This window comes from Halopseudomonas bauzanensis, assembly GCF_900114735.1.
Classification (GTDB): Bacteria; Pseudomonadota; Gammaproteobacteria; order Pseudomonadales; family Pseudomonadaceae; genus Halopseudomonas; species Halopseudomonas bauzanensis.
In genome coordinates this window covers 107880-131308 of record NZ_FOUA01000004.1, presented here as the reverse complement: position 1 = coordinate 131308, position 23429 = coordinate 107880, and the positions used below count along the sequence as shown (strand labels likewise).

At 59.9% G+C, this 23429-nt stretch carries 22 protein-coding genes and 3 tRNA genes; 17 read left to right on the top strand and 8 right to left on the bottom strand.

What is annotated here, in order from left to right; translation table 11 throughout:
* Positions 1–933, top strand: a complete 933-nt coding sequence (locus BM267_RS10595; RefSeq protein WP_074779901.1) for a L,D-transpeptidase family protein — start codon at positions 1–3, stop codon at positions 931–933.
* Positions 934–984: 51 nt separating this feature from the next.
* On the opposite strand, the gene BM267_RS10590 is transcribed toward BM267_RS10595, so the two are convergent.
* Positions 985–1242, bottom strand: coding sequence for an Lpp/OprI family alanine-zipper lipoprotein (locus tag BM267_RS10590; RefSeq protein WP_036992373.1), 258 nt, complete (start codon positions 1240–1242; stop codon positions 985–987).
* Between the two features lie 208 nt (positions 1243–1450).
* On the opposite strand from BM267_RS10590, the gene BM267_RS10585 reads away from it, so the two are divergent.
* Positions 1451–2851, top strand: a complete 1401-nt coding sequence (locus BM267_RS10585) for a GntP family permease (RefSeq protein WP_074779899.1) — start codon at positions 1451–1453, stop codon at positions 2849–2851.
* A gap of 84 nt (positions 2852–2935) precedes the next feature.
* On the top strand, positions 2936–3202 hold the full coding sequence (locus BM267_RS10580; protein WP_036992372.1) for a GNAT family N-acetyltransferase: 267 nt from the start codon (positions 2936–2938) through the stop codon (positions 3200–3202).
* A 47-nt stretch (positions 3203–3249) separates the two neighbouring features.
* Here BM267_RS10580 and BM267_RS10575 read toward each other — a convergent pair whose 3' ends face one another.
* Positions 3250–4329, bottom strand: a complete 1080-nt coding sequence (locus BM267_RS10575) for a 3-deoxy-7-phosphoheptulonate synthase (protein WP_074779897.1) — start codon at positions 4327–4329, stop codon at positions 3250–3252.
* Positions 4330–4578: 249 nt separating this feature from the next.
* On the opposite strand from BM267_RS10575, the gene BM267_RS10570 reads away from it, so the two are divergent.
* Both BM267_RS10570 and cysB read left to right on the top strand, forming a co-directional pair.
* Positions 4579–5532, top strand: coding sequence for a putative 2-dehydropantoate 2-reductase (locus BM267_RS10570; protein ID WP_074779895.1), 954 nt, complete (start codon positions 4579–4581; stop codon positions 5530–5532).
* Between the two features lie 179 nt (positions 5533–5711).
* On the top strand, positions 5712–6686 hold the full coding sequence (gene cysB, locus BM267_RS10565; protein ID WP_036992366.1) for an HTH-type transcriptional regulator CysB: 975 nt from the start codon (positions 5712–5714) through the stop codon (positions 6684–6686).
* Between the two features lie 56 nt (positions 6687–6742).
* On the opposite strand, the gene BM267_RS10560 is transcribed toward cysB, so the two are convergent.
* Entirely contained in the window at positions 6743–7477 is a 735-nt protein-coding gene (locus tag BM267_RS10560; protein WP_074779893.1) for a phosphoadenylyl-sulfate reductase, read from the bottom strand.
* Between the two features lie 208 nt (positions 7478–7685).
* Here BM267_RS10560 and thrH point away from each other — a divergent pair, with 208 nt between their 5' ends.
* Positions 7686–8303 (top strand): bifunctional phosphoserine phosphatase/homoserine phosphotransferase ThrH, encoded by a 618-nt coding sequence (gene thrH, locus BM267_RS10555; RefSeq protein ID WP_074779891.1) that lies wholly within the window; start codon positions 7686–7688, stop codon positions 8301–8303.
* Between the two features lie 184 nt (positions 8304–8487).
* Here the strand turns inward: thrH and pabB are convergent, their stop codons facing one another.
* The 3 genes from pabB to rloB are packed head-to-tail and all read right to left on the bottom strand — an operon-like array spanning position 8488 to position 12377.
* A complete protein-coding gene (gene pabB, locus BM267_RS10550) occupies positions 8488–9828 on the bottom strand; it encodes an aminodeoxychorismate synthase component I (RefSeq protein WP_074779888.1) in 1341 nt (446 codons plus the stop codon).
* A complete protein-coding gene (locus BM267_RS10545; RefSeq protein WP_051611293.1) occupies positions 9825–10838 on the bottom strand; it encodes an alpha-L-glutamate ligase-like protein in 1014 nt (337 codons plus the stop codon). The genes pabB and BM267_RS10545 overlap by 4 nt, the downstream gene beginning before the upstream one ends.
* A gap of 9 nt (positions 10839–10847) precedes the next feature.
* Complete coding sequence (gene rloB, locus BM267_RS10540) at positions 10848–12377, bottom strand: osmotic stress tolerance membrane protein RloB (RefSeq protein ID WP_036992360.1); 1530 nt, start codon at positions 12375–12377, stop codon at positions 10848–10850.
* A 242-nt stretch (positions 12378–12619) separates the two neighbouring features.
* Between rloB and BM267_RS10535 the strand changes: the two genes are divergently transcribed.
* The 6 genes from BM267_RS10535 (at position 12620) to BM267_RS10510 (ending at position 20147) form a co-directional block, all read left to right on the top strand.
* Positions 12620–13330, top strand: a complete 711-nt coding sequence (locus BM267_RS10535; protein ID WP_036992358.1) for a GntR family transcriptional regulator — start codon at positions 12620–12622, stop codon at positions 13328–13330.
* Positions 13327–14211, top strand: a complete 885-nt coding sequence (gene prpB / locus BM267_RS10530; protein ID WP_036992353.1) for a methylisocitrate lyase — start codon at positions 13327–13329, stop codon at positions 14209–14211. The genes BM267_RS10535 and prpB overlap by 4 nt, the downstream gene beginning before the upstream one ends.
* 51 nt (positions 14212–14262) lie before the next feature.
* Positions 14263–15423 carry a bifunctional 2-methylcitrate synthase/citrate synthase gene (prpC, locus tag BM267_RS10525; RefSeq protein ID WP_074779886.1) on the top strand — a complete coding sequence of 387 codons (1161 nt, stop codon included), beginning with the start codon at positions 14263–14265 and terminating at the stop codon, positions 15421–15423.
* A complete protein-coding gene (gene acnD, locus BM267_RS10520) occupies positions 15423–18032 on the top strand; it encodes a Fe/S-dependent 2-methylisocitrate dehydratase AcnD (protein WP_074779884.1) in 2610 nt (869 codons plus the stop codon). Before prpC ends, acnD begins: the two co-directional genes overlap by 1 nt.
* A gap of 56 nt (positions 18033–18088) precedes the next feature.
* Positions 18089–19276 carry a 2-methylaconitate cis-trans isomerase PrpF gene (gene prpF / locus BM267_RS10515; protein ID WP_074779882.1) on the top strand — a complete coding sequence of 396 codons (1188 nt, stop codon included), beginning with the start codon at positions 18089–18091 and terminating at the stop codon, positions 19274–19276.
* An 82-nt stretch (positions 19277–19358) separates the two neighbouring features.
* The gene (locus BM267_RS10510; protein ID WP_074779880.1) at positions 19359–20147 is read left to right on the top strand and encodes an SDR family oxidoreductase; all 789 of its coding nucleotides are present in this window, start codon (positions 19359–19361) and stop codon (positions 20145–20147) included.
* A 25-nt stretch (positions 20148–20172) separates the two neighbouring features.
* Here BM267_RS10510 and folD read toward each other — a convergent pair whose 3' ends face one another.
* A complete protein-coding gene (folD, locus tag BM267_RS10505; RefSeq protein ID WP_036992345.1) occupies positions 20173–21027 on the bottom strand; it encodes a bifunctional methylenetetrahydrofolate dehydrogenase/methenyltetrahydrofolate cyclohydrolase FolD in 855 nt (284 codons plus the stop codon).
* Positions 21028–21267: 240 nt separating this feature from the next.
* Here folD and BM267_RS10500 point away from each other — a divergent pair.
* The 3 genes from BM267_RS10500 to BM267_RS10490 all read left to right on the top strand — a co-directional run bounded on the left by BM267_RS10500 (position 21268) and on the right by BM267_RS10490 (position 21612).
* Positions 21268–21344, top strand: a tRNA-Arg gene (locus BM267_RS10500).
* 51 nt (positions 21345–21395) lie between these two features.
* Positions 21396–21471 (top strand) — tRNA-His (locus tag BM267_RS10495).
* A 56-nt stretch (positions 21472–21527) separates the two neighbouring features.
* Positions 21528–21612, top strand: a tRNA-Leu gene (locus tag BM267_RS10490).
* A gap of 13 nt (positions 21613–21625) precedes the next feature.
* Here the strand turns inward: BM267_RS10490 and BM267_RS10485 are convergent.
* A complete protein-coding gene (locus BM267_RS10485) occupies positions 21626–22000 on the bottom strand; it encodes a low affinity iron permease family protein (protein WP_036992344.1) in 375 nt (124 codons plus the stop codon).
* Positions 22001–22212: 212 nt separating this feature from the next.
* Between BM267_RS10485 and BM267_RS10480 the strand changes: the two genes are divergently transcribed.
* Positions 22213–22650, top strand: a complete 438-nt coding sequence (locus tag BM267_RS10480; RefSeq protein WP_036992343.1) for a YqaA family protein — start codon at positions 22213–22215, stop codon at positions 22648–22650.
* 142 nt (positions 22651–22792) lie between these two features.
* Positions 22793–23425 carry a c-type cytochrome gene (locus BM267_RS10475; protein ID WP_074779878.1) on the top strand — a complete coding sequence of 211 codons (633 nt, stop codon included), beginning with the start codon at positions 22793–22795 and terminating at the stop codon, positions 23423–23425.
* The last annotated feature ends 4 nt before the right edge of the window (positions 23426–23429 follow it).

Sequence of the window (23429 nt, the reverse complement as noted above, 5' to 3'; positions counted from 1 at the left end):
ATGAAATACCTGCCTGGCAAGAGATGGTTTGGTGTCGGTTTGCTCTCAGCCTGTCTGGGCTGCGCCGCGTATGCCGCCGACTTCCCTCTGGCGCCTGGGCAGCAGTTGGTGGGCTCGGTTCAGACAGTGGAGGCGGTGTACGAGGACACCTTCGCTGATCTGGGCGAGACCTACGGCTTCGGCTTTCTCGAAATGCAGGCAGCCAACCCGGGTGTCGATGCCTGGTTGCCGGGCGAAGGTACGACGATACGGCTACCTGGCCAGTTCATCCTGCCGGATGCACCGCGCAGCGGCATCGTAATCAATCTGCCGGAATACCGTCTCTACCATTACCCGGCTGATGGCGGCAGGGTCAGTACTTGGCCGGTAGGTATCGGCCGGGAAGGCTGGTCCTCGCCCATAGGGCAGACGCGTGTTGCGCGCAAGGAGGCCAATCCATCCTGGTACCCGCCGCAATCAATCCGCGCGGAACATGCCGCCGCTGGCGACCCGCTGCCCGCAGTGGTGCCGCCGGGACCGGACAATCCCATGGGACCGTTCAAGATGAACCTGGCCATGAGCGGCTACGTCATTCATGGCACCAACAAGTCGTTCGGCATCGGTATGCGCGTCAGCCATGGCTGCTTTCGGATGAACAATGCGGATGTGACGGAGCTGTTTCCGCAAGTGCCCATCGGTACCGAGGTGACCATCGTCAACCAGCCATACAAGCTGGGAGTGCAGGATGGCAGGTTGTATCTGGAGGTGCATACGCCGCTGGATGAACAAGGCCTTCCGTCAGCGCTGGACAAGCAGGCGGCGATCCAGGAGCTGTTGCAGGCACAGGGTGAACTGATCAGCGGCTACCGGCTGGATTGGCAGAAGATCCGCGATATGGTCTTTGCCGAAGAGGGAGTGCCGGCGGTGATCGGCGAACCCTACCGGTCGATCTGAGGCGGGGCGGGGCAGCAAAGGCGCCCAGCTTGCGCTGGACGCCTGACAAGCTTACTTGCGGCTCGCTCGCTCGAGCATGCGCAGGGCGCGCTCGTTGGCTTCATCAGCGGTTTGCTGGGCGCGTTGGGCCGCAGCCAGCGCCTCATCCGCCTTGCGGTTGGCTTCATCTGCGGTGGATTGTGCACGGGCGGCGGCATTTTCATTGGCGGACAGGCGAGTGCCGGTCTCTTCCTGATATTGGTTACTGCTGCAACCGACAGCAAGCAGGCCAGCCAGCGACAAAGCCGAAAGTTTCAATGCGATGTTCATCGTAATACCCCTTTGGTTGACAATAGTGTCGTTTTGCCGACCGATTCATATTAGCAGTTATCCCGACGAGTGGAGATTGACGAGCGTCATAAACGGTGGCGGTTTGATGATATTCAGCTCATTGACTGAGTGGCCGCGCAGTTTGTTCCCAAGGCCGTCTGGGTTAAGGTGATTCCACGCAAAAAAAATACAAACAAGGATGCGCTTCATGCTGGGTTATCTGGGGTTGTTTGCCGGGCTCGCACTGCTTATCGGGTTCGCGCTCAGGGGTGTGAATATTTTTCTGGCGTCGGTGATCTGCGCCCTGGTGGTGGCCATCCCCAATGGCATCCTGGTGCCCGCGGCGCTGCTGGAGCACTATCCCTTCGGTGCACTGGGCGCTTTTACTTTCGCCGGCAAGTTCTTTCTGCTGTTTCTCTGTGGTGCAATTTTCGGCAAGGCCATGGCCACCAGCCAGGCGGCCAAGAGTATCGCCGTTGCCATTACCCGCGGCTTGGGCGTCAAGCACACGTTGCTGGTGGGGATGGTCGTCTGCGCTTTGCTGACCTATGGCGGGGTGGTGGTCTTCGTGGTGGTGTTCACCATGTACCCGCTGGGTATTACCCTGATGCGCGAGGCCAACCTGCCGAAGCGGATCTGGTGTGCGGCCACCTCCGTCGGTGCTGGCACCTTCACCATGACCGCGCTGCCCGGTACGCCCTCGATTCACAACGTGATATCCGCCAGCGCGCTGGGTACGGATCTGTTCGCCGGTGGCTGGATCGGTATATTCGCTGCAGTGGTGATGGGCGGTCTGGGTATGTGGTATGTCGAGCGGGAATGGCGTCTGGCTCGTGCCAAGGGTGAAGGCTTCGTCGAGAACGCCCAGGATGTACGGATGGAGCAGCTGATCGGTGATCCGAATGATGCGCCGCCATGGGGGCTGGCACTGGTTCCGCTGGTACTGGTGCTGGGTGTGATCATGCTGCCGCGACTGATCCTGGGCATGGCGGACTGGTCGCAGACCGAAGGCATGTTCGCGAGCATTCTGCGCTTCAGCGCGGCGCAGCCGATCATCTGGCCGAGTATTGCACTGGTGATCGGCGCGCTGTCCTGCGGGGTCCTGTTTGTCAGTGCCCGGCGCAAGCTTGGTCAGGTATTCGGCCAGGGTGCGGAAGACTCGATCATGCCGCTGCTCAACACCGCCGCAGTGATCGGCTTCGGTGGCGTAGTGACCCAGACGGCCGGCTTTGGTGAGTTCGCCCAGTGGATTCTGGGTGTCGACATGCCGCCGCTGTTATCGGTATTCACCTCGGTCAGTACGTTGTCGGCGATTGTCGGCTCCTCTTCCGGCGGCCTGCAGATCTTCATGCAGACACTGGCGCCTAGCTATCTGGAAATGGGTATCCAGCCGGAGATTCTTCATCGTATCGCGGCGATTGCCGCAGGCGGTCTGGATTCGCTCCCCCATTGTGGTGCGGTCATTGCCACCTTCATGATCATGGGGTTGTCGCACCGGGAAGCCTACAAGGACATGTTCGTTGTTACCGTGGCGGTGCCGGTGATAGCCTGTCTGCTGTCCATTGCACTGTTGATGGCCTTGGGGGTTGGCGTTACGCCGCCAGCCTGAGGCGTGCGGCAGCGGCGGAATCTTTTGCTGCTGCCGCAGGTCAACTGTGTTCAGCATTCACGTTGCATTATCAGGGAGACTGCCATGACCTCCGCTGCTCCGGTCCAGCATGACGCCGAAGGCAAGCAGTTCTATATCGACGCCGAGGGTGGACGAGCCTATCTTGCCTATATGGACCTGGGCAAGCAGACCATGGATATCTATCGAACCTTTGTGCCAGATGCGCTGCGCGGTCAGGGGCTGGCCGCCAGGCTCGCTGCCGAGGCGCTGAAGTATGCCGGAGAGCAGGGCTACACGGTGATCCCGTCCTGTTCCTATGTCGAGCGCTACATGCAAGAACATCCCAGCTGACATGAAAAACCCCGCCGCGGCGGGGTTTTTCATGCATGTCTGCAGTATCAGTGGCCGCGCTTGCGGGTCCGCAGGGCATCGCCAATCTTCGTGTGCATGCTGCGCACCGCCTGGACCGTGGTATCCCAGTCGATGCAGGCGTCGGTGATGGAAACACCATATTCCAGTTGCGACAGATCCTTGTTGATCGACTGACTGCCCCAGCCGATGTGGCTTTCGACCATCAGGCCGACGATTGACTGGTTGCCCTCGACGATCTGGTTGGCGACGTTATCCATGACCAGCGGCTGCAGGGCCGGATCCTTGTTGGAGTTGGCATGGCTGCAGTCGATCATGATGTTTGGCTGGATGCCGGCCTTTTCCAGTTCCTTCTCGCAGAGCGCGACGCTGACCGAGTCGTAATTGGGCTTGCCGTTGCCGCCGCGCAATACCACGTGGCCGTAGCGGTTGCCGCGAGTGGTAACGATGGACACCTGGCCTTCATGGTTGATGCCCATGAAGCGGTGCGGGCTGGCGGTGGACTGCAGAGCGTTGATCGCCACGCCCAGATTGCCATCTGTACCGTTCTTGAAACCGACCGCCGAGGACAGGCCGGAGGCCAGTTCGCGATGGGTTTGGGATTCGGTGGTGCGCGCGCCGATGGCCGACCAGGAGATCAGGTCCTGCAGATACTGCGGGGAGATCGGGTCCAGCGCCTCGGTGGCGGTGGGCAGGCCCATGTCGGTCAGATCGCACAGCAGCCGACGGCCGATATGCAGGCCATCCTCAATCTTGAACGAGTCATCCAGGTAGGGATCGTTGATCAAACCCTTCCAGCCGACGGTGGTGCGCGGCTTCTCGAAGTACACCCGCATGACCAGATACAGGCTGTCGCTGACTTCTTCAGCAAGGGCCTTCAGGCGCCGGGCATAATCCTTGGCGGCTTCCACGTCGTGGATGGAGCAGGGCCCGATGACGATGAAGATGCGGTGATCCTTGCCATCCAGAATGTCACGAATGACCTGCCGGCTTTCCACGATGGTGGCTTGTGCGGCATCACTCATGGGGATCCTGGCCTTGAGTTGGGCAGGGGTAATCATCACTTCGTTGGAAGCAACGTTCAGATCATTAATAGGTAAATCGGCCATCTTTCTTCCCAGCGTGTCTTTCGGCCACCAACCGGTCGGCCTTCTTAATAGTGGCCGACAGCTTAAAGCATGGATGGCGGCTGCGGCTACCCTGTCGGCAGGCGATTGGTGCGATTGAACGCAAACCAGGTGCTCTGGACAGGGTGACGGCTAGCTTTGTCGCCTTGCCGACTGTTGTCGGTTGCACCCAGCGTTTACCATGGCCAGCATATCTGACTATTTCGCGCATCGTTAAAACAAGAGGTAAGCATGCAACAGGTAAAACCGCGTATCGGCATCATTGGCACCGGCGCCATCGGTGGCTTCTATGGCTTGATGCTAGCCCGGGCGGGCCATGACGTGCATTTTTTGCTGCGCAGTGAATATCCGGCGGTCCGGGAGCACGGCATTACCGTGGAAAGCCGTGTCCATGGTGAACTGAATCTGCATCCGGTCCAGGCATACGCCGATGTGGCCGAGATGCCGCCCTGTGATTGGCTGTTGGTCGGCGCCAAGTCCACATCCAATGAATCCCTGGCTCCGCTCATCGCCCGCGCCGCGGCACCGGGTGCGCGGGTGGTGCTATTGCAGAATGGTTTGAACAATGAGCAGCAACTGCGTGAGCTGCTGCCGGCTGATCTGCATCTGATCGGTGGGCTGTGCTATGTGTGTCTGTACCGCAAGGCTCCGGGCGTGGTGGTGCATCAGGACAACGGCATGATCGATCTGGCCTACCATTCAGGGCCAGCCGCCGAAGCGGAGCGCCAGGAAATCATCAGCGCCGGCGCGGCCATGTTCCGTGAGACGGGGCTCAAGGCGCGGGAAATGGGTGGTCTGGACAGCGCCCGCTGGCAGAAACTGATCTGGAACGCACCCTTCAACGGTGTGTCGGTCATTCTCAATGCGGGGACGCAGGCGTTGCTGGCCAACGAATCCAGCCGCCAGTTGATCAGGGAGCTGATGCAGGAAGTGGTTAATGCAGCTGAAGCCTGTGGCCACAGCATGCCTGAAGCGCTGGCGGACAAGCTGCTGATCGGCACGCAGCGCATTCCCGACTATCTGCCCAGCATGTATCACGACTGGCTGCACAAACGGCCCATGGAACTGGATGCGCTCTATGGCGAGGCATTGAAGCTGGGCGCCGAAGCCGGTTGCAGCATGCCGCGGACCGAGGCGCTGTTGCAGATGCTGCGGTTTGTCGAGGCGGGCTATCTGGCTGAGTAACCGAGCCACCTGACGGGTTCGCCTCGGCTCTGGGGCGAACCCGCTGGACCGGCGGTAACGTCAATCTCGTGCATGACCTTTCTTGTTGGGCTTTTTGGTCTAACATCAGGCGTGTATCTATGAATCTGGTTATAAACGGTTCATGATATTCAGCTTGATCCAACAGGAGGGGTATCTCGATGAAATTGCAGCAGCTTCGCTACATCTGGGAAGTGGCGCACCACGACCTCAACGTGTCCGCGACGGCGCAGAGCCTGTATACCTCTCAACCTGGGATCAGCAAACAGATCCGTCTGCTCGAAGATGAGCTGGGCGTAGAAGTGTTTTCCCGCAGCGGAAAACATCTGACACGGGTCACCCCGGCTGGTGAGAAGATCATCGAGACAGCGGGGGAAATTCTGCGCAAGTGCGAAAGCATCAAGCAGATCGCCCAGGAATTCAGTCATGAGCGCAAGGGCGTGCTGACGCTCTCCACCACCCATACCCAGGCGCGTTATGCCCTGCCACCAGTGATCAGTCGTTTCATGCAACGTTATCCCGATGTGGCGCTGAACATGCATCAGGGCACGCCCACCCAGATCAGCGAAATGGCGGTCAATGGCACTGCTGACTTCGCCATCGCCACCGAGGGCATGGAGCTGTTCAACGAGCTGGTGATGATGCCGTGTTACCGCTGGAACCGCTGCGTGATCGTACCCAAGGGCCACCCGCTGACCGAGGTCGGCAAACTGACCCTGGAAGTCCTCAGCGAGCAGCCGCTGGTGACCTATGTGTTCGGTTTCACCGGCCGCTCCAAGCTGGATGATGCCTTCAACCATCAGGGGCTGGCGCCCAAGGTGGTTTTCACCGCCGCCGACGCCGACGTGATCAAGACCTATGTGCGGTTGGGGTTGGGCGTAGGGATCGTGGCGAAGATGGCAGTTGACCCGAAGATCGATGATGACCTGGTGGTACTGGATGCAAGCCACCTGTTCGAGTCCAGCGTGACTCACCTGGGCTTTCGCCGCGGCACCTTTCTGCGCGGGTTCATGTATGACTTCATCGAAGAGTTTGCTCCGCATCTGACCCGGGAACGGATAGAAGAGGTGCTGCAGTGCCAGAGCAGGCAGGAAATCGAAGCTTTGTTTGCGGCGGTGGAATTGCCGGTTTATTGAGTTAAATCAGGAGCCGAGGCGTGCGCTGCACGCCATCGGCCGTTAGCTACCGCTCATCAGCTCTTGACGATCAGATTGCCCGCATGCAGCCCGCACTCCTTCTGCGTTGCTTCTTCCCACCACCAGCGGCCCTCACGCTCATGCTGGTTCGGCAGCACCGGACGGGTACAGGGTTCGCAGCCGATACTGACGAAGCCGCGCTCGTGCAGGCTGTTATAGGGGATTTCCAGCATGCGGATGTAGTTCCATACATCCTCGCTGCTGTAGTTGGCCAGCGGGTTGAACTTGATCAGCTGTTTGTCGACGCTGGAGAAGGCGCCGTCGATTTCCACCACGGGCACATTGCTGCGGGTGCCAGGGCTCTGGTCACGGCGCTGGCCGGTAATCCAGGCGTCCACCGTCGCCAGCTTGCGGCGTAGCGGGGCAATCTTGCGGATGCCGCAGCACTCGCCATGGCCGCTTTCGTAGAAATCGAACAGGCCCTTTTCCTTTACATAGGCTTCCAGCGCCTGCTGGTCCGGGGACAGCACTTCCAGTTGGATGCCGTAGTGTTTGCGCACCTCTTCCAGAAAACGATAGGTTTCCGGATGCAGGCGGCCGGTGTCCAGGGTAAAGACCTTGAGGTTCGGGTTGATCTTCCAGGCCATATCCAGCACGACGATATCATCCGCGCCGCTGAAGGACAGCCAGAGATCATCGAAATGCTCAAAGGCCAGTTTCAGAATATCCTGCGGCGACTTGCTCGCATATTCCGCAGCCAGGGTTTCAACATCGAACAGATTGGTGGACATCAGGCTCTCCCGCGATGCGGCCCTGCATGCGGGCCATCTTTAATCGCGGCATTTTAACAAGCACTGCTTAGCACTTCTGCTTTTATTTAGTTATAGTTTTATGCCCTTTGGCTATCAATCTCCGGTGTTCGGTCGGCTCGCCGTTGCGCCCCGCAAGCGGAGCCGGTAGATTGTTGCGCCAGTTCAATCACTGCTTCAGGAGTACTCTGTGGAAATCGCCTGCCTTGACCTCGAAGGTGTTCTGGTCCCCGAAATCTGGATTGCCTTTGCCGAGAAAACCGGTATCGCCGAACTGCGCGCGACCACCAGGGATATCCCGGACTATGACGTGTTGATGAAGCAGCGCCTGCGCATTCTCGATGAGCATGGTCTGAAGCTGTCGGACATTCAGGAAGTGATCGGCACATTGGCGCCGCTGGAAGGCGCAGTGGAGTTTGTCAACTGGCTGCGCGAGCGTTTCCAGGTAGTCATCCTGTCCGATACCTTCTATGAGTTCTCCCAGCCACTGATGCGCCAACTGGGCTTCCCGACGTTGCTGTGCCACAAGCTGGTAACCGATGACAGCGGCCGGGTAGTGGACTATCAATTGCGCCAAAGGGACCCGAAGCGTCAGTCGGTCATCGCGTTGAAGAGCCTGTACTATCGCGTGATCGCCGCTGGCGACTCCTACAACGACACCACCATGCTGGCCGAAGCCCATGCCGGCATCCTGTTCCATGCACCGGACAACGTCATCGCCGAATTCTCGCAGTTCCCGGCGGTGCAGACTTTCGAGGACCTGAAACAGGAGTTCCTCAAGGCTTCGAACCGTCCGCTGAGTTTGTAACAGCGTCTTCCCGACAGGCCGGGTTCAGTCCCGGCCTGCGGCGTTCCAGAAGTCAGGTTGGTTCCAGAAGTCAGATTGCCGGAGGCGGATCAACTCGATGTAGCCCTGGGTGTATCGAGCGTTTCGGCTATGATCGGGCTCGGCGCAAGGATGGCTGAAAGGCCATAGGTGCAGTGCGGGTGCGCTACACCCCGGTGGTCAAAGTCTCGAGCAGAACCCGCACCTTGGTCAGGCTTTCCTGGTATTCGGCTTCGCCGTCCGAGTCGGCGACTATGCCGCCGCCGCCCCAGCAGTAAAGATGATCATCCTGGTGCACCAGGCTGCGGATGGCGATATTCAGGTCCATTTGCCCCTCGCAGCCGATATAGCCGATGCTGCCGCAATACAGGCTGCGGCGGACTGGCTCCAACTCCTCGATGATCTGCATGGCGCGGATTTTCGGTGCGCCGGTGATCGAGCCGCCGGGAAATGCATTGGTCAACAGGCTCAGGGCGTCGTGGCCTGGCGCAAGCTGGCCGGTGATGCTGCTGACCAGGTGGTGGACGTTGGGGTAGCTTTCGATGCTGAATAGTTCTGGCACCCGGACGCTGCCATAGGCGCAGACGCGGCCCAGATCGTTGCGCAGCAGATCGACGATCATCAGGTTCTCGGCCCGATCCTTGGGGCTGCTGCGCAGCTCATCGGCCAGCGCCTGATCCTCTGTAGGCGTATTGCCGCGCGGCCGCGTGCCCTTGATCGGGCGGGTTTCCACTTGTCCGTTTTCGACCTTGAGAAAGCGCTCCGGCGACAGGCACAACAGGCTGTGGTCAGGTGACTCCAGGTAAGCGGCAAAGGGAGTAGGGCAGGCCTGGCGCAGTTGCCGGTAGCCGCTCAGCGGATCACCGTGGCAGGGCGCGGAAAAACGCTGGGCCAGATTGACCTGGTAGCAGTCGCCGGCGTGTATGTAACGCTGGATGCGCTCGAAGGCCTGCTGGTATTGCGGCGCTGACTGTTCGGCGGCGAAGCTGTGTTGCAAGGCAAAGGCGCCGGGTTCGCTGATCGGGCCTGCCAGTCGCTCAAGCAGGGCGTTTCGGTAGTCTGCTGCGACCGAGGGGTGACATACCAGCCAGCGCTGGCGCAGTTGGTTGTCGCTGATCAGGCTCCAGCGATAGAGGCCCAGTTGCAGGTCGGGCAGTTTGATATCGGCCCGGGCCTGCACCGGCAGCTGTTCCAATGCGCGGCCAAAGTCATAACTGACATAACCCAACGCACCGGCGCCAAAGGGCAGTTGCAGCGACTCTGGCCAGCGGGCTGGCCCCAGCTCTTGCAGTGCCTGGCGCAGACGGGCGATGGTGTGTTCGCCTGGTTCATTGGCGTGCGGGGTGATCGTCGTCAGCGGGTCTGCGGCGAGGATGCTATAGCGGCCCAATGGGTCACCGCTGGCCGCCGAATCCAGCAGTACGGGCTGGCCCATGCCGCGGATGGCAAGCAGCCCCGGCAGCGGATCGGCGTGCCAGGGCAATTCGGTGATGTGGTAGGGGGTCATGCGTTGAGTTCGGGCTCGACCGGCGCCTCGTCTGCGCTGAGAAAGACTGGTTTGCCGAAATGCTTCTGGGAGAACGCCATGCGCTCTTCCGGGGTCTCGATGATGCCGTCCTTGGCCAGTTCGGCGATGTGTCTTTCCACCTTGTGGCAGCGATGGGTCAGGCCGGCATCGTTGGCGATCTGGATATTCAGGCCGGGCCGGGCGTTGAGCTCGAGAATCAGCGGGCCCTGCTTCTCGTCCAGCACCAGGTCCACGCCGATATAACCCAGCCCGGACAGCTCGTAACAGGACGTGGCCAGGCGCATGAAACCATCCCAGTCGGGCAGTTGCACGCCATCCACCGGGTTGGCGGTATCCGGGTGCTTGCTGATCTTGTTGTTCAGCCAGGTGCCCTTGAGCGTGATGCCGGTGGTGAGATCGACACCGACGCCGATGGCGCCCTGGTGCAGGTTGGCCTTGCCGCCGGACTGGCGGGTAGGCAGGCGCAGCATGCCCATGACCGGGTAGCCCATCAGCACGATGATGCGGATGTCCGGTACGCCTTCGTAACTGATGCTTTTGAAGATCGGGTCGGGCTTGACCCGGTATTCGATCAGTGCCCGGTCGCGGTGGCCACCCAGCGAATACAACCCGGAGATGATATTGGAAAGGTGGTGTTCGATCTCATCGTGGCTGACGATCTTGCCGGATACAGTCCGGTAACGACCTTCGTAACGGTCGCCGATCACCATGATGCCGTCACCGCCGGCACCCTGAGCCGGCTTGATGACGAAGTCCTTGTGGTTCTCGACCAGCTTGCTGAACTTGCCGATGTCCTTCTCGGTATCAATGACGCCGTACATCTCGGGCACGTTGATCTTGGCGGCGATGGCGCGCTCCTTGGTCAGGATCTTGTCATCTACCACGGGGTACAGATGCCGTTTGTTGTACTTGAGCACGTAGTCGGCGTTACGCCGATTGATGCCCATGACTCCAAAGTCACTAAGCGCTTTCCAGGTCTTCCAGAACATGGCGTCTCCTCAACCTTGCTTGGTCAGCGCCTTGAAGCGCATCAGTTCGGTGAGACGGTAGCCGCGGTAGCGACCCATGGCCAGCATGAAGCCCACCAGTACCAGCAGAATGGCCGGGAAGGTGAATACGAAGTAGGTCAGCTCCGGAATGGTCATCAGCATATGCGACAGCGTGGCCGCGACCAGGGTGCCCAGCGCCACCTTGAAGGAGTGGCCACCGCCACGCTCTTCCCAGTTGATCGACAGACGCTCGATGGTCATGGTCAGGATCACCATGGGGAACAGGGACACGGAGAGGGCGCGTTCGATGCCGAGCTTGTGACTGAACAGACTGATGACCGCAATGATGATCACCACGAAGGTCAGTACGATGGACAAGCGCGGCAGCATCTGCAGCTTCAGATGTTCCAGATAGGAGCGTAGCGACAGACCGAGGGCGGTGATCAGGGTGAACAACACAATACCCCAGCCAACCTGGGTCTCGCGGAAGGCGAGGGCGATCAGTACCGGGGTGAAGGTACCCAGGGTCTGAATGCCGATCAGGTTACGCAATACCAGGATCACCAGGACCCCGATCGGGATCATGATCATTACCTGATAGACCTGCTGCGCCTGCAGGGGCAGGCCATACAGGGAATATTCCAGCAGTGCCGAGGGGCTGTTCTCGGTGGTCATCTTGGCCAGCCGCAGGGCGTTCATCTCGCTGTTGTTGATGGTGAAGCTGACGTTGCCGTTGCGGGCACCTTCCAGGGCGAGCAGCGGCGTGGCGCCGGTCCACCAGACCAGGCGGTTTTCCGGAATGCCCTGTTGGCCGGTTTCCGGGTGGAAGTACAGCCAGCGCTCGCCGTTGTGGCTGCGCAACCAGAGCTCCGGCTCCTGGTTGGGGGTGGCTTCCAGACGGATGGTGTGCACCAGCTCCAGCGGGATGCGAGCGTTGGACAGCAGCACGTCAATCACCCGGGCCTTGTCCAGCGCGCTGGTCTGGCCACCCAGCAGCAGCCGGACATTGTCATCGGTGATGTCGTTGACCCGGCGAATGGCCTCGCTGATGAAGGTCTCGATATCCGCGGAATGCTGGCGAATCGGGTTGATCAGCGCATCGGCGGCGATCTGTTCGGGGCCGTCCAGCGGAATCGGCTGGCGCGGGGCCGGTGGTGGGGCTTCGGTGGGTTCGACGCCGTAGCGCTTGGTCAGGACCAGGCGGTAATACAGCGTTTGCGAGCCGCTGGCGCGGCGGGCTGACCAGGTGACCCGGCGGTTGCCGTTCAACTGATTTACGCTGACGCCATAGTTGTTGGAGATGAAGCTTTCATTAAGACCGATGAACTCCTGGTTCAATGGCGGAATGAACAGCTGCGCCTTGACCGGAACGCCGGTGCTGGCGCGGAACTCGACCTTCGCATCCAAGCTCCAGATATCATCCGTTTCATCCTCCCTGACGGGGATATCGAGTACATATATCTGGTAGCCAGTAATCAACAGACCCAGACTGACCATCAGGGCAATCAGGATTTTCAGATGCGTATTGATCGATTGCATAGTGTTCTCAGCAGCAGTTTCGGACAGCTGCTCCATTCCCTGGATGTGGTGGAAAAGGCAGCGTTAGGCAGGCGGAATAGTAGCATGCCAAGCAGACCGGCACCCAGAGCGATAAGTTCCCCTCGATTGTTTTTCAAAAAATTCAGCCATTTAATGGATTGTTGACAATCCTTGTCTTGGGAAGGCATGATCTGCCCATAAATTGCAGTGAGACTTACAAAACACAATAAGGTTGTCAACAATTGGCCGAGACTGATCACGCATTACCAGCCGCAACTTTGTCCGACGGCGCCTTCCAGCGTCTGCAGACGGCTATTGTCAAAGGCGAGATCCCGCCGGGTACGCGCATTAGTGAACAATTTCTGTCCACGACCTTCGGTATCAGCCGCGGTCCATTGCGCGAAGCCATCCGCCGCCTTGAAGGGCGCCGCCTGGTAGTACGCGTTCCCCATGCGGGGGTGCGCGTGGTGTCGCTGAGCTACGAAGAATTGATCGAGCTGTACCACGTGCGCGAGGCGTTGGAAGGCATGGCCTGTCGACTGGCGGCACAGAACATGACCGCCGAAGAGATTGCCAACCTGCGCGATGTGCTGGCCACCCACGAGCGGCACTCAGGCCTCAAGGCCAACGAATCCTATTACCAGCAGGAAGGCGACCTGGATATCCACTTCGTGATCATCCAGGGCAGCAAGAACCGCACGCTCAGCGACATGCTCTGTGGCGACCTGTATCACCTGGTGCGCATGTACCGCTATAAATTCTCGTCCACGCCCAAGCGCCCGCAGCAGGCATTCGCCGAACATCACCGAATTATCGAAGCCATCGCCGATCGCGATGGTGAACTCGCGGAAATGCTGATGCGCCGTCATATCAGCGCATCCCGCCGCAACATCGAGCGTCGCATGCTGGAACAGCGTGACCTCACCACATCCTCAGGAGGGAGTACCCAATGAACAAGACCCCAGGCCAGCGTTTCCGTGATGCAATTGCCGAAGAACATCCGCTCCAGGTTATTGGTGCGATCAATGCCAACCATGCGCTGCTGGCCAAGCGCGCCGGCTTCAAGGCCATCTACCTGTCCGGTGGCGGCGTGGCGGCAGGCTCGCTGGGCCTGCCTGATCTGGGCATCAATACCCTGGAAGACGTGCTGATCGATGTGCGCCGCATTACCGATGTCTGTGATCTCCCGCTGCTGGTGGACATCGACACCGGCTTTGGCCCCAGCGCCTTCAATATCGAGCGTACGGTCAAGAGTCTGATCAAGGCCGGCGCCGCTGCTGCGCACATCGAGGATCAGGTTGGTGCCAAGCGTTGTGGCCACCGCCCGGGTAAGGAAATTGTTTCCACCGGCGAAATGGTTGATCGGGTCAAGGCCGCTGCTGATGCCAAGACCGATCCGAATTTCTTCCTGATCGCCCGTACCGACGCCATCCAGGCTGAAGGTGTGGAAGCCGCTCTGGAGCGCTGCAAGCGCTACGTTGAGGCCGGTGCCGACGGAATTTTCGCCGAGGCTGCCTACGACCTGCCGACCTACGAGCGTTTCGTCAAGGAGCTGAACGTGCCCGTGCTGGCCAACATTACCGAGTTTGGCGCTACGCCGTTGTTCACCCGCGAGGAACTGGCTTCGGTTGGCGTGGCCATCCAGCTGTATCCGCTCTCGGCGTTCCGCGCAGCGAACAAGGCGGCGGAAAATGTCTACAACGCCATTCGCACTGAAGGCCACCAGCAGAATGTAATCGACAGCATGCAGACTCGTAACGAGCTGTATGACCGCATCGGCTACCATGCCTTTGAAGATAAGCTCGACGCACTGTTTGCCGCCGGCAAGAAGTAAAACCGCTAAAGACAATAACAGCCCCGACCGGGTCCAAGTGAGGAGAACGCCATGAGCGCCAACGAATCGACCACCCCGACCTTCAAGCCGAAGAAGTCCGTCGCCCTGAGCGGTACCGCCGCCGGCAATACCGCGCTGTGCACTGTCGGCCGCAGCGGTAACGATCTGCATTACCGTGGCTATGACATTCTCGATATCGCCACTACCTGTGAATTCGAGGAAATCGCCCATCTGCTGGTGCACGGCAAGCTGCCCACGGTGGCTGAGCTGGCTGCGTACAAGACCAAGCTGAAAGCGTTGCGCGGCCTGCCTGCTGCGGTGATGACCGCCCTGGAGCAACTGCCGCCGTCGGCGCACCCGATGGACGTAATGCGTACCGGTGTGTCGGTGCTCGGCTGCCTGACCCCGGAAAAGGATGACCACAACCATCCGGGCGCCCGGGATATCGCCGACAAGCTGATGGCGTCGTTGGGTTCCATGCTGCTGTACTGGTATCACTACAGCCATAACGGCAAATGCATCGATGTGGAAACCGATGATGACTCCATCGGCGGTCACTTCCTGCACCTGCTGCACGGCGAGAAGCCCCGCGATTCCTGGGTACGCGCCATGCACACCTCGCTGAACCTGTATGCCGAGCACGAATTCAACGCCTCGACCTTTACCAGCCGCGTCATCGCCGGTACCGGTTCGGACATGTTCTCGGCCATCGCTGGCGCCATCGGCGCGCTGCGTGGCCCGAAACACGGCGGTGCCAACGAAGTCGCCTTCGAGATCCAGAAGCGCTACGACAATCCGGACGAGGCAGAAGCCGATATCCGGGAGCGGGTAGGGCGCAAGGAAGTGGTCATCGGCTTCGGTCACCCGGTCTACACCGTTTCCGATCCACGCAACGAAGTGATCAAGAAAGTTGCCGAGGAGCTGTCCCAGGAGCAGGGCAACAAGAAGATGTACGACATTGCCGAGCGTCTGGAAAGCGTCATGTGGGAAGCCAAGAAGATGTTCCCCAACCTCGACTGGTTCAGCGCCGTGAGCTACCACATGATGGGCGTGCCTACCGCGATGTTCACTCCGTTGTTCGTGATCGCTCGTACTGCCGGCTGGTCAGCGCATGTGATCGAGCAGCGCATCGACGGCAAGATCATCCGCCCGAGCGCCAACTATGTTGGCCCGGAAGATCTGCAGTTTGTGGCGTTGAAGGATCGTAAGTAATGAACACCCAATATCGTGAAAACCTGCCAGGAAGCGACCTGGACTATTACAACGCCCCAGCGGCCGTGGACGCTATCCAGGCCGGAGCATGGGCCAAGCTGCCCTACACCTCGCGGGTGTTGGCCGAGCAACTGGTACGTCGCTGCGAGCCGGACAAGCTCACCGCGGCGCTGGAGCAGCTGATTTATCGCAAGCGCGACCTGGACTTTCCCTGGTACCCGGCGCGGGTGGTCTGCCATGACATCCTCGGTCAGACCGCGTTGGTGGACCTGGCCGGCCTGCGTGATGCCATCGCCGAGGCCGGTGGTGACCCGGCCAAGGTCAACCCGGTGGTACCTACGCAGTTGATTGTCGACCATTCGCTGGCCGTCGAGCATGCGGGCTTTGACCCGGAAGCCTTCGACAAGAACCGCGCCATCGAGGATCGCCGCAACGAGGATCGCTTCCACTTTATCGAGTGGACCAAGACCGCGTTCAAGAACGTCGACGTGATCCCCGCCGGTAACGGCATCATGCACCAGATCAACCTCGAGAAGATGAGCCCGGTGATCCAGGCCCGTGATGGCGTCGCTTTCCCGGATACCTGCGTGGGCACCGACTCCCATACGCCGCACGTTGATGCGCTGGGCGTGATCGCCATTGGGGTGGGTGGCCTGGAAGCGGAAACCGTGATGCTCGGTCGGCCGTCGATGATGCGCCTGCCCGACATCGTCGGCGTCAGGCTCACCGGCAAGCGTCAGCCGGGTATCACCGCTACGGATATCGTACTGGCGCTGACCGAGTTCCTGCGTCAGGAGCGGGTAGTGGGCGCCTATGTCGAGTTCTTCGGTGAAGGTGCCGACAGCCTGACCATCGGTGACCGCGCAACCATCTCCAATATGTGCCCGGAATACGGTGCCACTGCATCGATGTTCTATATCGACCAGCAGACCACCGACTACCTGAAACTGACCGGCCGCGAGCCGGAGCAGGTCGCGCTGGTCGAGCAGTACGCCAAGACCCTGGGGCTGTGGAGCGATGCGCTGACCACTGCTGAATACGAGCGGGTACTGGAATTCGACCTGTCCACTGTGGAGCGCAACCTGGCTGGCCCGTCCAACCCGCACCGCCGTCTGCCCACGTCGGCATTGGCCGAACGGGGTATTGCTGACGAAGCGAAGTGGGAATCTGGCAAGACAGAAGAAGCACAGGGGCTGATGCCCGACGGTGCGGTAATCATTGCCGCCATCACCAGCTGCACCAACACCTCCAATCCGCGCAACGTGGTTGCCGCCGGGTTGGTCGCGAAGAAGGCCAACGAGCTGGGTCTGGTGCGCAAGCCCTGGGTCAAGACTTCCTTTGCTCCAGGCTCCAAAGTCGCCAGGCTGTACCTGGAGGAATCCGGGCTGCTGCCGGAGCTGGAAAAGCTCGGCTTCGGTATCGTCGGTTATGCCTGCACCACCTGTAACGGCATGTCCGGCGCGCTGGACCCGAAAATCCAGCAGGAAATCATCGACCGCGACCTGTACGCCACGGCAGTACTGTCGGGTAACCGCAACTTCGATGGGCGTATTCACCCCTACGCCAAGCAGGCCTTCCTGGCCTCGCCGCCGCTGGTGGTGGCCTATGCCATTGCCGGTACCGTGCGCTTCGATATCGAGCAGGATGTGCTTGGCCGCGACCAGAATGGCCAGCCGGTTACCTTGAAGGATCTGTGGCCGAGCGATGAGGAAATCGACGCCATCGTCGCCTCCAGCGTCAAGCCCGAACAGTTCAAGCAAGTCTACATCCCGATGTTCGATCTGGGCGCTATCGAGGAAGCGGAAAGCCCGCTGTATGACTGGCGGTCGATGTCCACCTACATCCGCCGTCCGCCATACTGGGAAGGCGCGCTGGCCGGTGAGCGGACAATGACCGGTATGCGCCCGCTGGCGATCCTGCCGGACAACATCACTACCGATCACCTGTCGCCGTCCAACGCCATCATGATGGACAGCGCCGCGGGTGAGTACCTGCACAAGATGGGCCTGCCGGAGGAAGACTTCAACTCCTACGCTACCCACCGCGGTGACCACCTGACTGCCCAGCGCGCGACCTTTGCCAACCCGAAGCTGTTCAATGAGATGGTGTTGAACGACGACGGCAGCGTGAAGCAGGGCTCGTTGGCACGGGTCGAGCCGGAAGGTCAGGTGATGCGCATGTGGGAAGCCATCGAAACCTACATGAACCGCAAGCAGCCGCTGATCATCATCGCCGGCGCCGACTACGGCCAGGGCTCCAGTCGCGACTGGGCAGCCAAGGGTGTGCGTCTGGCGGGCGTTGAGGCGATTGCCGCTGAAGGCTTCGAGCGCATTCACCGTACTAACCTGATCGGCATGGGCGTACTGCCGCTGGAGTTCAAACCGGGCACCACGCGCAAAACGCTGGAGCTGGACGGCACCGAGACCTACGACGTGGTGGGCACGCCGGCGCCGCGTGCCGAGCTGACGCTGGTGATCAACCGCCAGAACGGCGAGCGGGTTGAAGTACCCATGACGTGCCGACTGGACAGCGATGAGGAAGTCACTGTGTACGAAGCGGGTGGGGTACTGCAGCGGTTTGCTCAGGACTTTCTGGAAGGAAAGGTGTAACGGCCAGGAGAGTCTCTCTCTCTTCCGGGAGAGGGGGATTCCAACAGGAGCAAGCAATGACCCAGGCAACACAGATCAAGATCCCCGCCACCTATATGCGTGGCGGTACCAGCAAGGGCGTGTTTTTCCGCCTGCAAGACTTGCCGGCCTCCTGTCAGGTGCCCGGCGAAGCGCGTAATCAGTTGTTCATGCGGGTGATCGGCAGCCCTGATCCCTATGCTGCCCACATTGATGGCATGGGCGGTGCGACATCCAGCACCAGCAAATGCGTGATCCTGTCAAAAAGCAGCCAGCCGGATCACGATGTCGACTACCTCTACGGCCAGGTCTCCATCGACAGCCCCTTCGTCGACTGGAGCGGTAACTGTGGCAATCTGTCTACGGCGGCGGGTGCCTTTGCCATCCATGCCGGGCTGGTCGATCCGGTGCGTATTCCGGATAACGGCACCTGCACGGTACGGGTCTGGCAAGCCAACATTGGCAAGACCATCATCGCCCACGTGCCGGTCACCAATGGCCAGGTCCAGGAGTTGGGTGATTTCGAGTTGGATGGAGTGACCTTTCCCGCAGCGGAAATCGTGCTGGAATTCATCGACCCGTCGGAAGATGACGGCGAGGGCGGCTCCATGTTCCCCACCGGTAATCTTGTGGACGAGCTTGAGGTGCCGGGTATCGGCACGCTGCAGGCGACCATGATCACTGCGGGCATTCCAACGGTATTCGTCAACGCCGAGGATATTGGCTATCAGGGCACTGAGCTGCGCGAAGATATCAATGGCAATCCCGAGGCGCTGGCGCGTTTCGAGGCGATTCGGGTGGCCGGCGCTCTGCGCATGGGGCTGATCAACAATCCAGAGGAAGCGGCCAAGCGTCAACATACGCCAAAGATCGCCTTCGTCTCCAAACCGAAGGACTATCCGGCCTCCAGTGGCAAGCAGATCCAGGCCAGTGAAATCGATCTGCTGGTGCGGGCGTTGTCCATGGGTAAGCTGCACCACGCCATGATGGGCACCTGCGCGGTGGCGATCGGTACCGCTGCGGCTATTCCGGGCACGCTGGTCAATCTGGCGGCCGGCGGTGGCGAGCGTGAATCGGTACGCTTCGGGCATCCGTCAGGCACGCTGCGGGTGGGCGCGCAGGCCAGTCAGGTGAATGGCAGTTGGACGGTGAACAAGGCCATCATGAGCCGCAGTGCACGGATTCTCATGGAAGGTTGGGTGCGGGTGCCCGACGGCACCTGTTGAAAGCCGTGCAAGGCGGGCCGGATACGTTAAGCTGAGATGCATCGAACCCTTGAACCGGGTGTCACTATCATGGGAGTCAACGATGGATCTGAATTTAGCTGGAAAACGAGCCCTGGTCGGCGGGGCCAGCCAGGGATTGGGCGCCGCTTGCGCGCGACAACTGGCGTTGCAGGGAGCGGAGGTTATCGTTCTGGCCCGCAGTGAAGAAAAACTGTCCGAGGTGATCGAGCAACTGCCGACCGCCGAAGGACAAAAGCATGGCTACATCTGTGTTGACTCGGGTGATTTGCCAGCGCTGGCGGTAGCGGTGCAAGCGGAGGTCGACCGGGGTGGGCCTATCTGTATCTGGGTCAATAACACCGGTGGTCCGGCGCCGGGGCCGGCGCATCTGGCGGCAACAGAAAGCTACGCAGCGGCATTCAATCAACACCTGCTGAGCAGCCAGACCTTACTGCATTTGCTGTTGCCAGGCATGCGCGAGCTTAATTACGGCCGCATCATCAATGTGCTTTCGACCTCAGTAAAGACCCCGCTCCCTAATCTGGGAGTATCCAACAGCATACGCGCGGCCATGGCCAACTGGGCGAAGACCCTTGCTACGGAGCTGGCGGGGGAGGGAGTGACAGTCAACAACGTATTGCCGGGGCTGACGCGTACCGCGCGTCTTGAGGGCTTGCTGACCTTTCGCGCTGAAGCGGCCGGCAAAACCGAGCAGGAAGTGGAGCAGGCGTTGCTGCAGACCATTCCGGCCCGGCGTTTTGCCGAGCCGGAGGAGTTCGCCAATGCGGTGGGTTTTCTCGCATCACCGGCGGCGGCCTTCATCAACGGCATCAACCTGCCGGTAGACGGTGGCGCGACCGCCAGCCTGTAGCAAGGCAAGCAGGGCAAGGCCCTGCTCAGCTGTGCAGCTTCTCGCAGGCGATGAGGGTGTTTTCCAGCAGGCAGGCGCGGGTCATGGGGCCAACGCCGCCGGGTACGGGAGTGATCCAGGCGGCGCGTTCGGCAGCCGCTTCGAAGTCCACATCGCCGCGTAGCCGGCCATCTTCCATGCGGTTGATACCCACGTCGATGACGATTGCGCCGGGCTTGATCCATTCGCCCTTGACCAGGCCGGGCTTGCCGACCGCCACGACCACCAGATCGGAGCGGCGTACATGCTCCTCCAGATCGCTGGTGAAGCGGTGGGCCACCGTGGTGGTGCAACCAGCCAGCAGCAGCTCCAGAGCCATCGGGCGACCAACGATATTGGAAGCACCCACCACGGTGGCGTTCAGACCGTAGGGGCTGACACCGGTGCTTTTCAGCAGACGGATAATGCCGAGCGGGGTGCAGGGACGCAGCAGCGGCATGCGCTGGGCCAGGCGGCCGATGTTGTAGGGGTGGAAACCGTCCACGTCCTTGTCCGGGCGAATACGTTCGAGCAGCAGTGATGAGTCGAGGTGCGCCGGCAACGGCAGCTGAACCAGAATGCCGTCGATGTCCGAATCCTCATTAAGGGTATCGATCAACTGCAACAGGTCTTCCTGAGCAGTATCGGCCGGCAGATCATGGGATTGGGAGATAAAGCCGACTTCTTCGCAGTCTTTGCGCTTGTGTGCCACATAAACCTGGGAGGCGGGATCGCTGCCGACCAGAATGACCGCGAGGCCGGGGATACGCAGACCTTGTTCGCGGCGCTGGTTGACCTTATCGGCGATTTCGCGCCGGAGATTGGCGGCAATCTGTTTGCCATCGATCAGTTGGGCTTTCATGATGTTCCTGGGAAGTGCATAGAATGCGGCAATTGTCGCATGCGGCGGGGCGTTGGCAAAAGAGCGGTAGGGTGTGGATTCTTAACTTACTCAAATATTTGAAAAAAATGTGAATTCATCGTTGACGGGGAGATAGGGGCTGAGTATTATTCGCCCCGCTTCACAAACACAACGAAGTCGGTTTGGAAGGCGATTCAGGCTCCAGCATTTCAAGCCTTCGGGATTGACAATGTGTATACGGCGCCCGTAGCTCAGTTGGATAGAGCACCCGCCTTCTAAGCGGGTGGTCGCAGGTTCGAATCCTGCCGGGCGCGCCAAGCGCATATGGTATGGTTCTGCGAAGTCGTGTTAGTGTTGCTGCTGTAATGGTGGGCGTAGCTCAGTCGGTAGAGCACAGGATTGTGGCTCCTGGTGTCGTGGGTTCGATCCCCATCGTCCACCCCATTTCAGCAAAAACGCCAGGCAATCAGCCTGGCGTTTTTGTATCTGTAGCCTGTTTTGCGGATGTGGTGGAATTGGTAGACACACCAGATTTAGGTTCTGGCGCCGCAAGGTGTGGGAGTTCGAGTCTCCCCATCCGCACCATTTCAGTTTTTCCTCATTGCTGGTCGCCATTCTTGCGGCCCAGCTCGACGTATTCCTCGCGTAGTGCTTTAAGCTCCTTTGCGTTTCGATCTTCCAGCGACAACAAATGATCGTGCGCGCCGCGGGTGGCATGCAGCAATTCATCCAGCTTGATATGGATCTCGTCCGTGTCTCGGTTCTGAGTGTTCTGGATCAGAAAGACCATCAGGAAGGTAACAATTGTCGTGCTGGTATTGATGATCAGTTGCCAGGTGTCGTTAAAGCCCCACAGGGGACCGCTGGCCGCCCATACGGCTATGCCGGCAATGGCGAGCGTAAAGGCCGGGGCGCTGCCGGCTTTGTCGGCAAGCCATTGGGATGCGCATTCAAATATTCCTTTCTTGGTCATCTGTGCACCATGAGTGTTATGACGATAATTTATTGACCACTGCTCCGTCATATTTATCCGGGTATCTTGCTCGCTTCCGCCAGCAGCCGATCGGGCAAGTATGGCGCGCGGCTGAGTAGTGGTTGCACCTATACTGTCGGCGTAACCAAATAATCATGCGTTGCCGGTAGCGTTGCGAAGCTGCGCCAGCTATGCCCTGTGAAGAGAGTGATATGTGGGAGATGTCGGGCTATCTGGGCCTATTCTTTGCTGCCTTCGTCGCGGCGACCTTTTTACCGATGCAGTCGGAAGTGGTGCTCGTTGCATTGCAGTTGGCGGGTAATCATTCGCTGGGATTGCTATTGCTGGTCGCCACCGTTGGCAATGTATTGGGTTCGGTGGTGAATTGGCTGCTTGGGCGCTATATCGAGCGCTGGCAAGACAGGCGCTGGTTTCCGGTGTCGGCCGACAAGCTGCACAAGGCGCAATCCGCCTATCAGCGCTACGGATACTGGTCGCTGCTTCTCAGTTGGGCGCCATTGATCGGCGACCCTCTTACGTTGGCTGCCGGTGTCATGCGTGAGCCGTTCTGGCGTTTCCTGCTGTTGGTCACCCTGGCCAAGGGCGGGCGTTATCTTATACTGGTCGCAGGTACTGCCTGGTTCGGATAAGCCTTATTCCTTGCCGGAATAAGCATATTCCTTTCCGTGACAATCTGCCGCGGCCGGCGTAATATCCTTGTCTTTCCTAATGTTATTAACGGTTCGAACCTGATGGGTGCGGTACCGTTTGGTTTTCTTGGGAGTAGGGAGCATGAAAAAGCGTAATCTCGCGGCCGGCCTGTTGGCTTGTATATGGGTGGCATCAGTGCAGGCGGACCCCGGTGCGGATGTATACACCAAGGGCGGCGCGAATCCGGCTGCGCTTGCCTGTCTCACTTGTCATGGGGCTGATGGGATGGGAATGGCGGCGGCGGGTTTTCCGCGGCTGGCGGGCCTGTCGGCCGAGTACATGAAGAAGCAGTTGCTGGACTTTCAGTCTGGCTCGCGGGCCCACCCGGTCATGTTGCCAATAGCCAGTGCACTGACGGAGGGAGAAATGCAGAGCGTTTCCCTCTATATAGAACAGATGACGACCCCCGTCTACCCGCGGATCAATCGCAGTGCGGAGGCCACTTCGGTGGGCGAGCGGTTGGCGCTGCGAGGGGCCTGGGAGCGCAACATTCCGGAATGTGTGGCCTGTCATGGTCCGGGCGGGGTGGGTGTAGGTGCGGCATTCCCGCCCTTGGCTGGACAGTCTTCGGCCTATTTAAGCTCCCAACTGATAGCCTGGAAAAGGGGCACCCGGACGAATGATCCCAATGACCTGATGGGCCATATAGCCAAAAGCCTGACCGATGATGAGGTCAAGGCGGTATCCGATTATTTTTCCGGCCTGGGTCAGTGAGGAA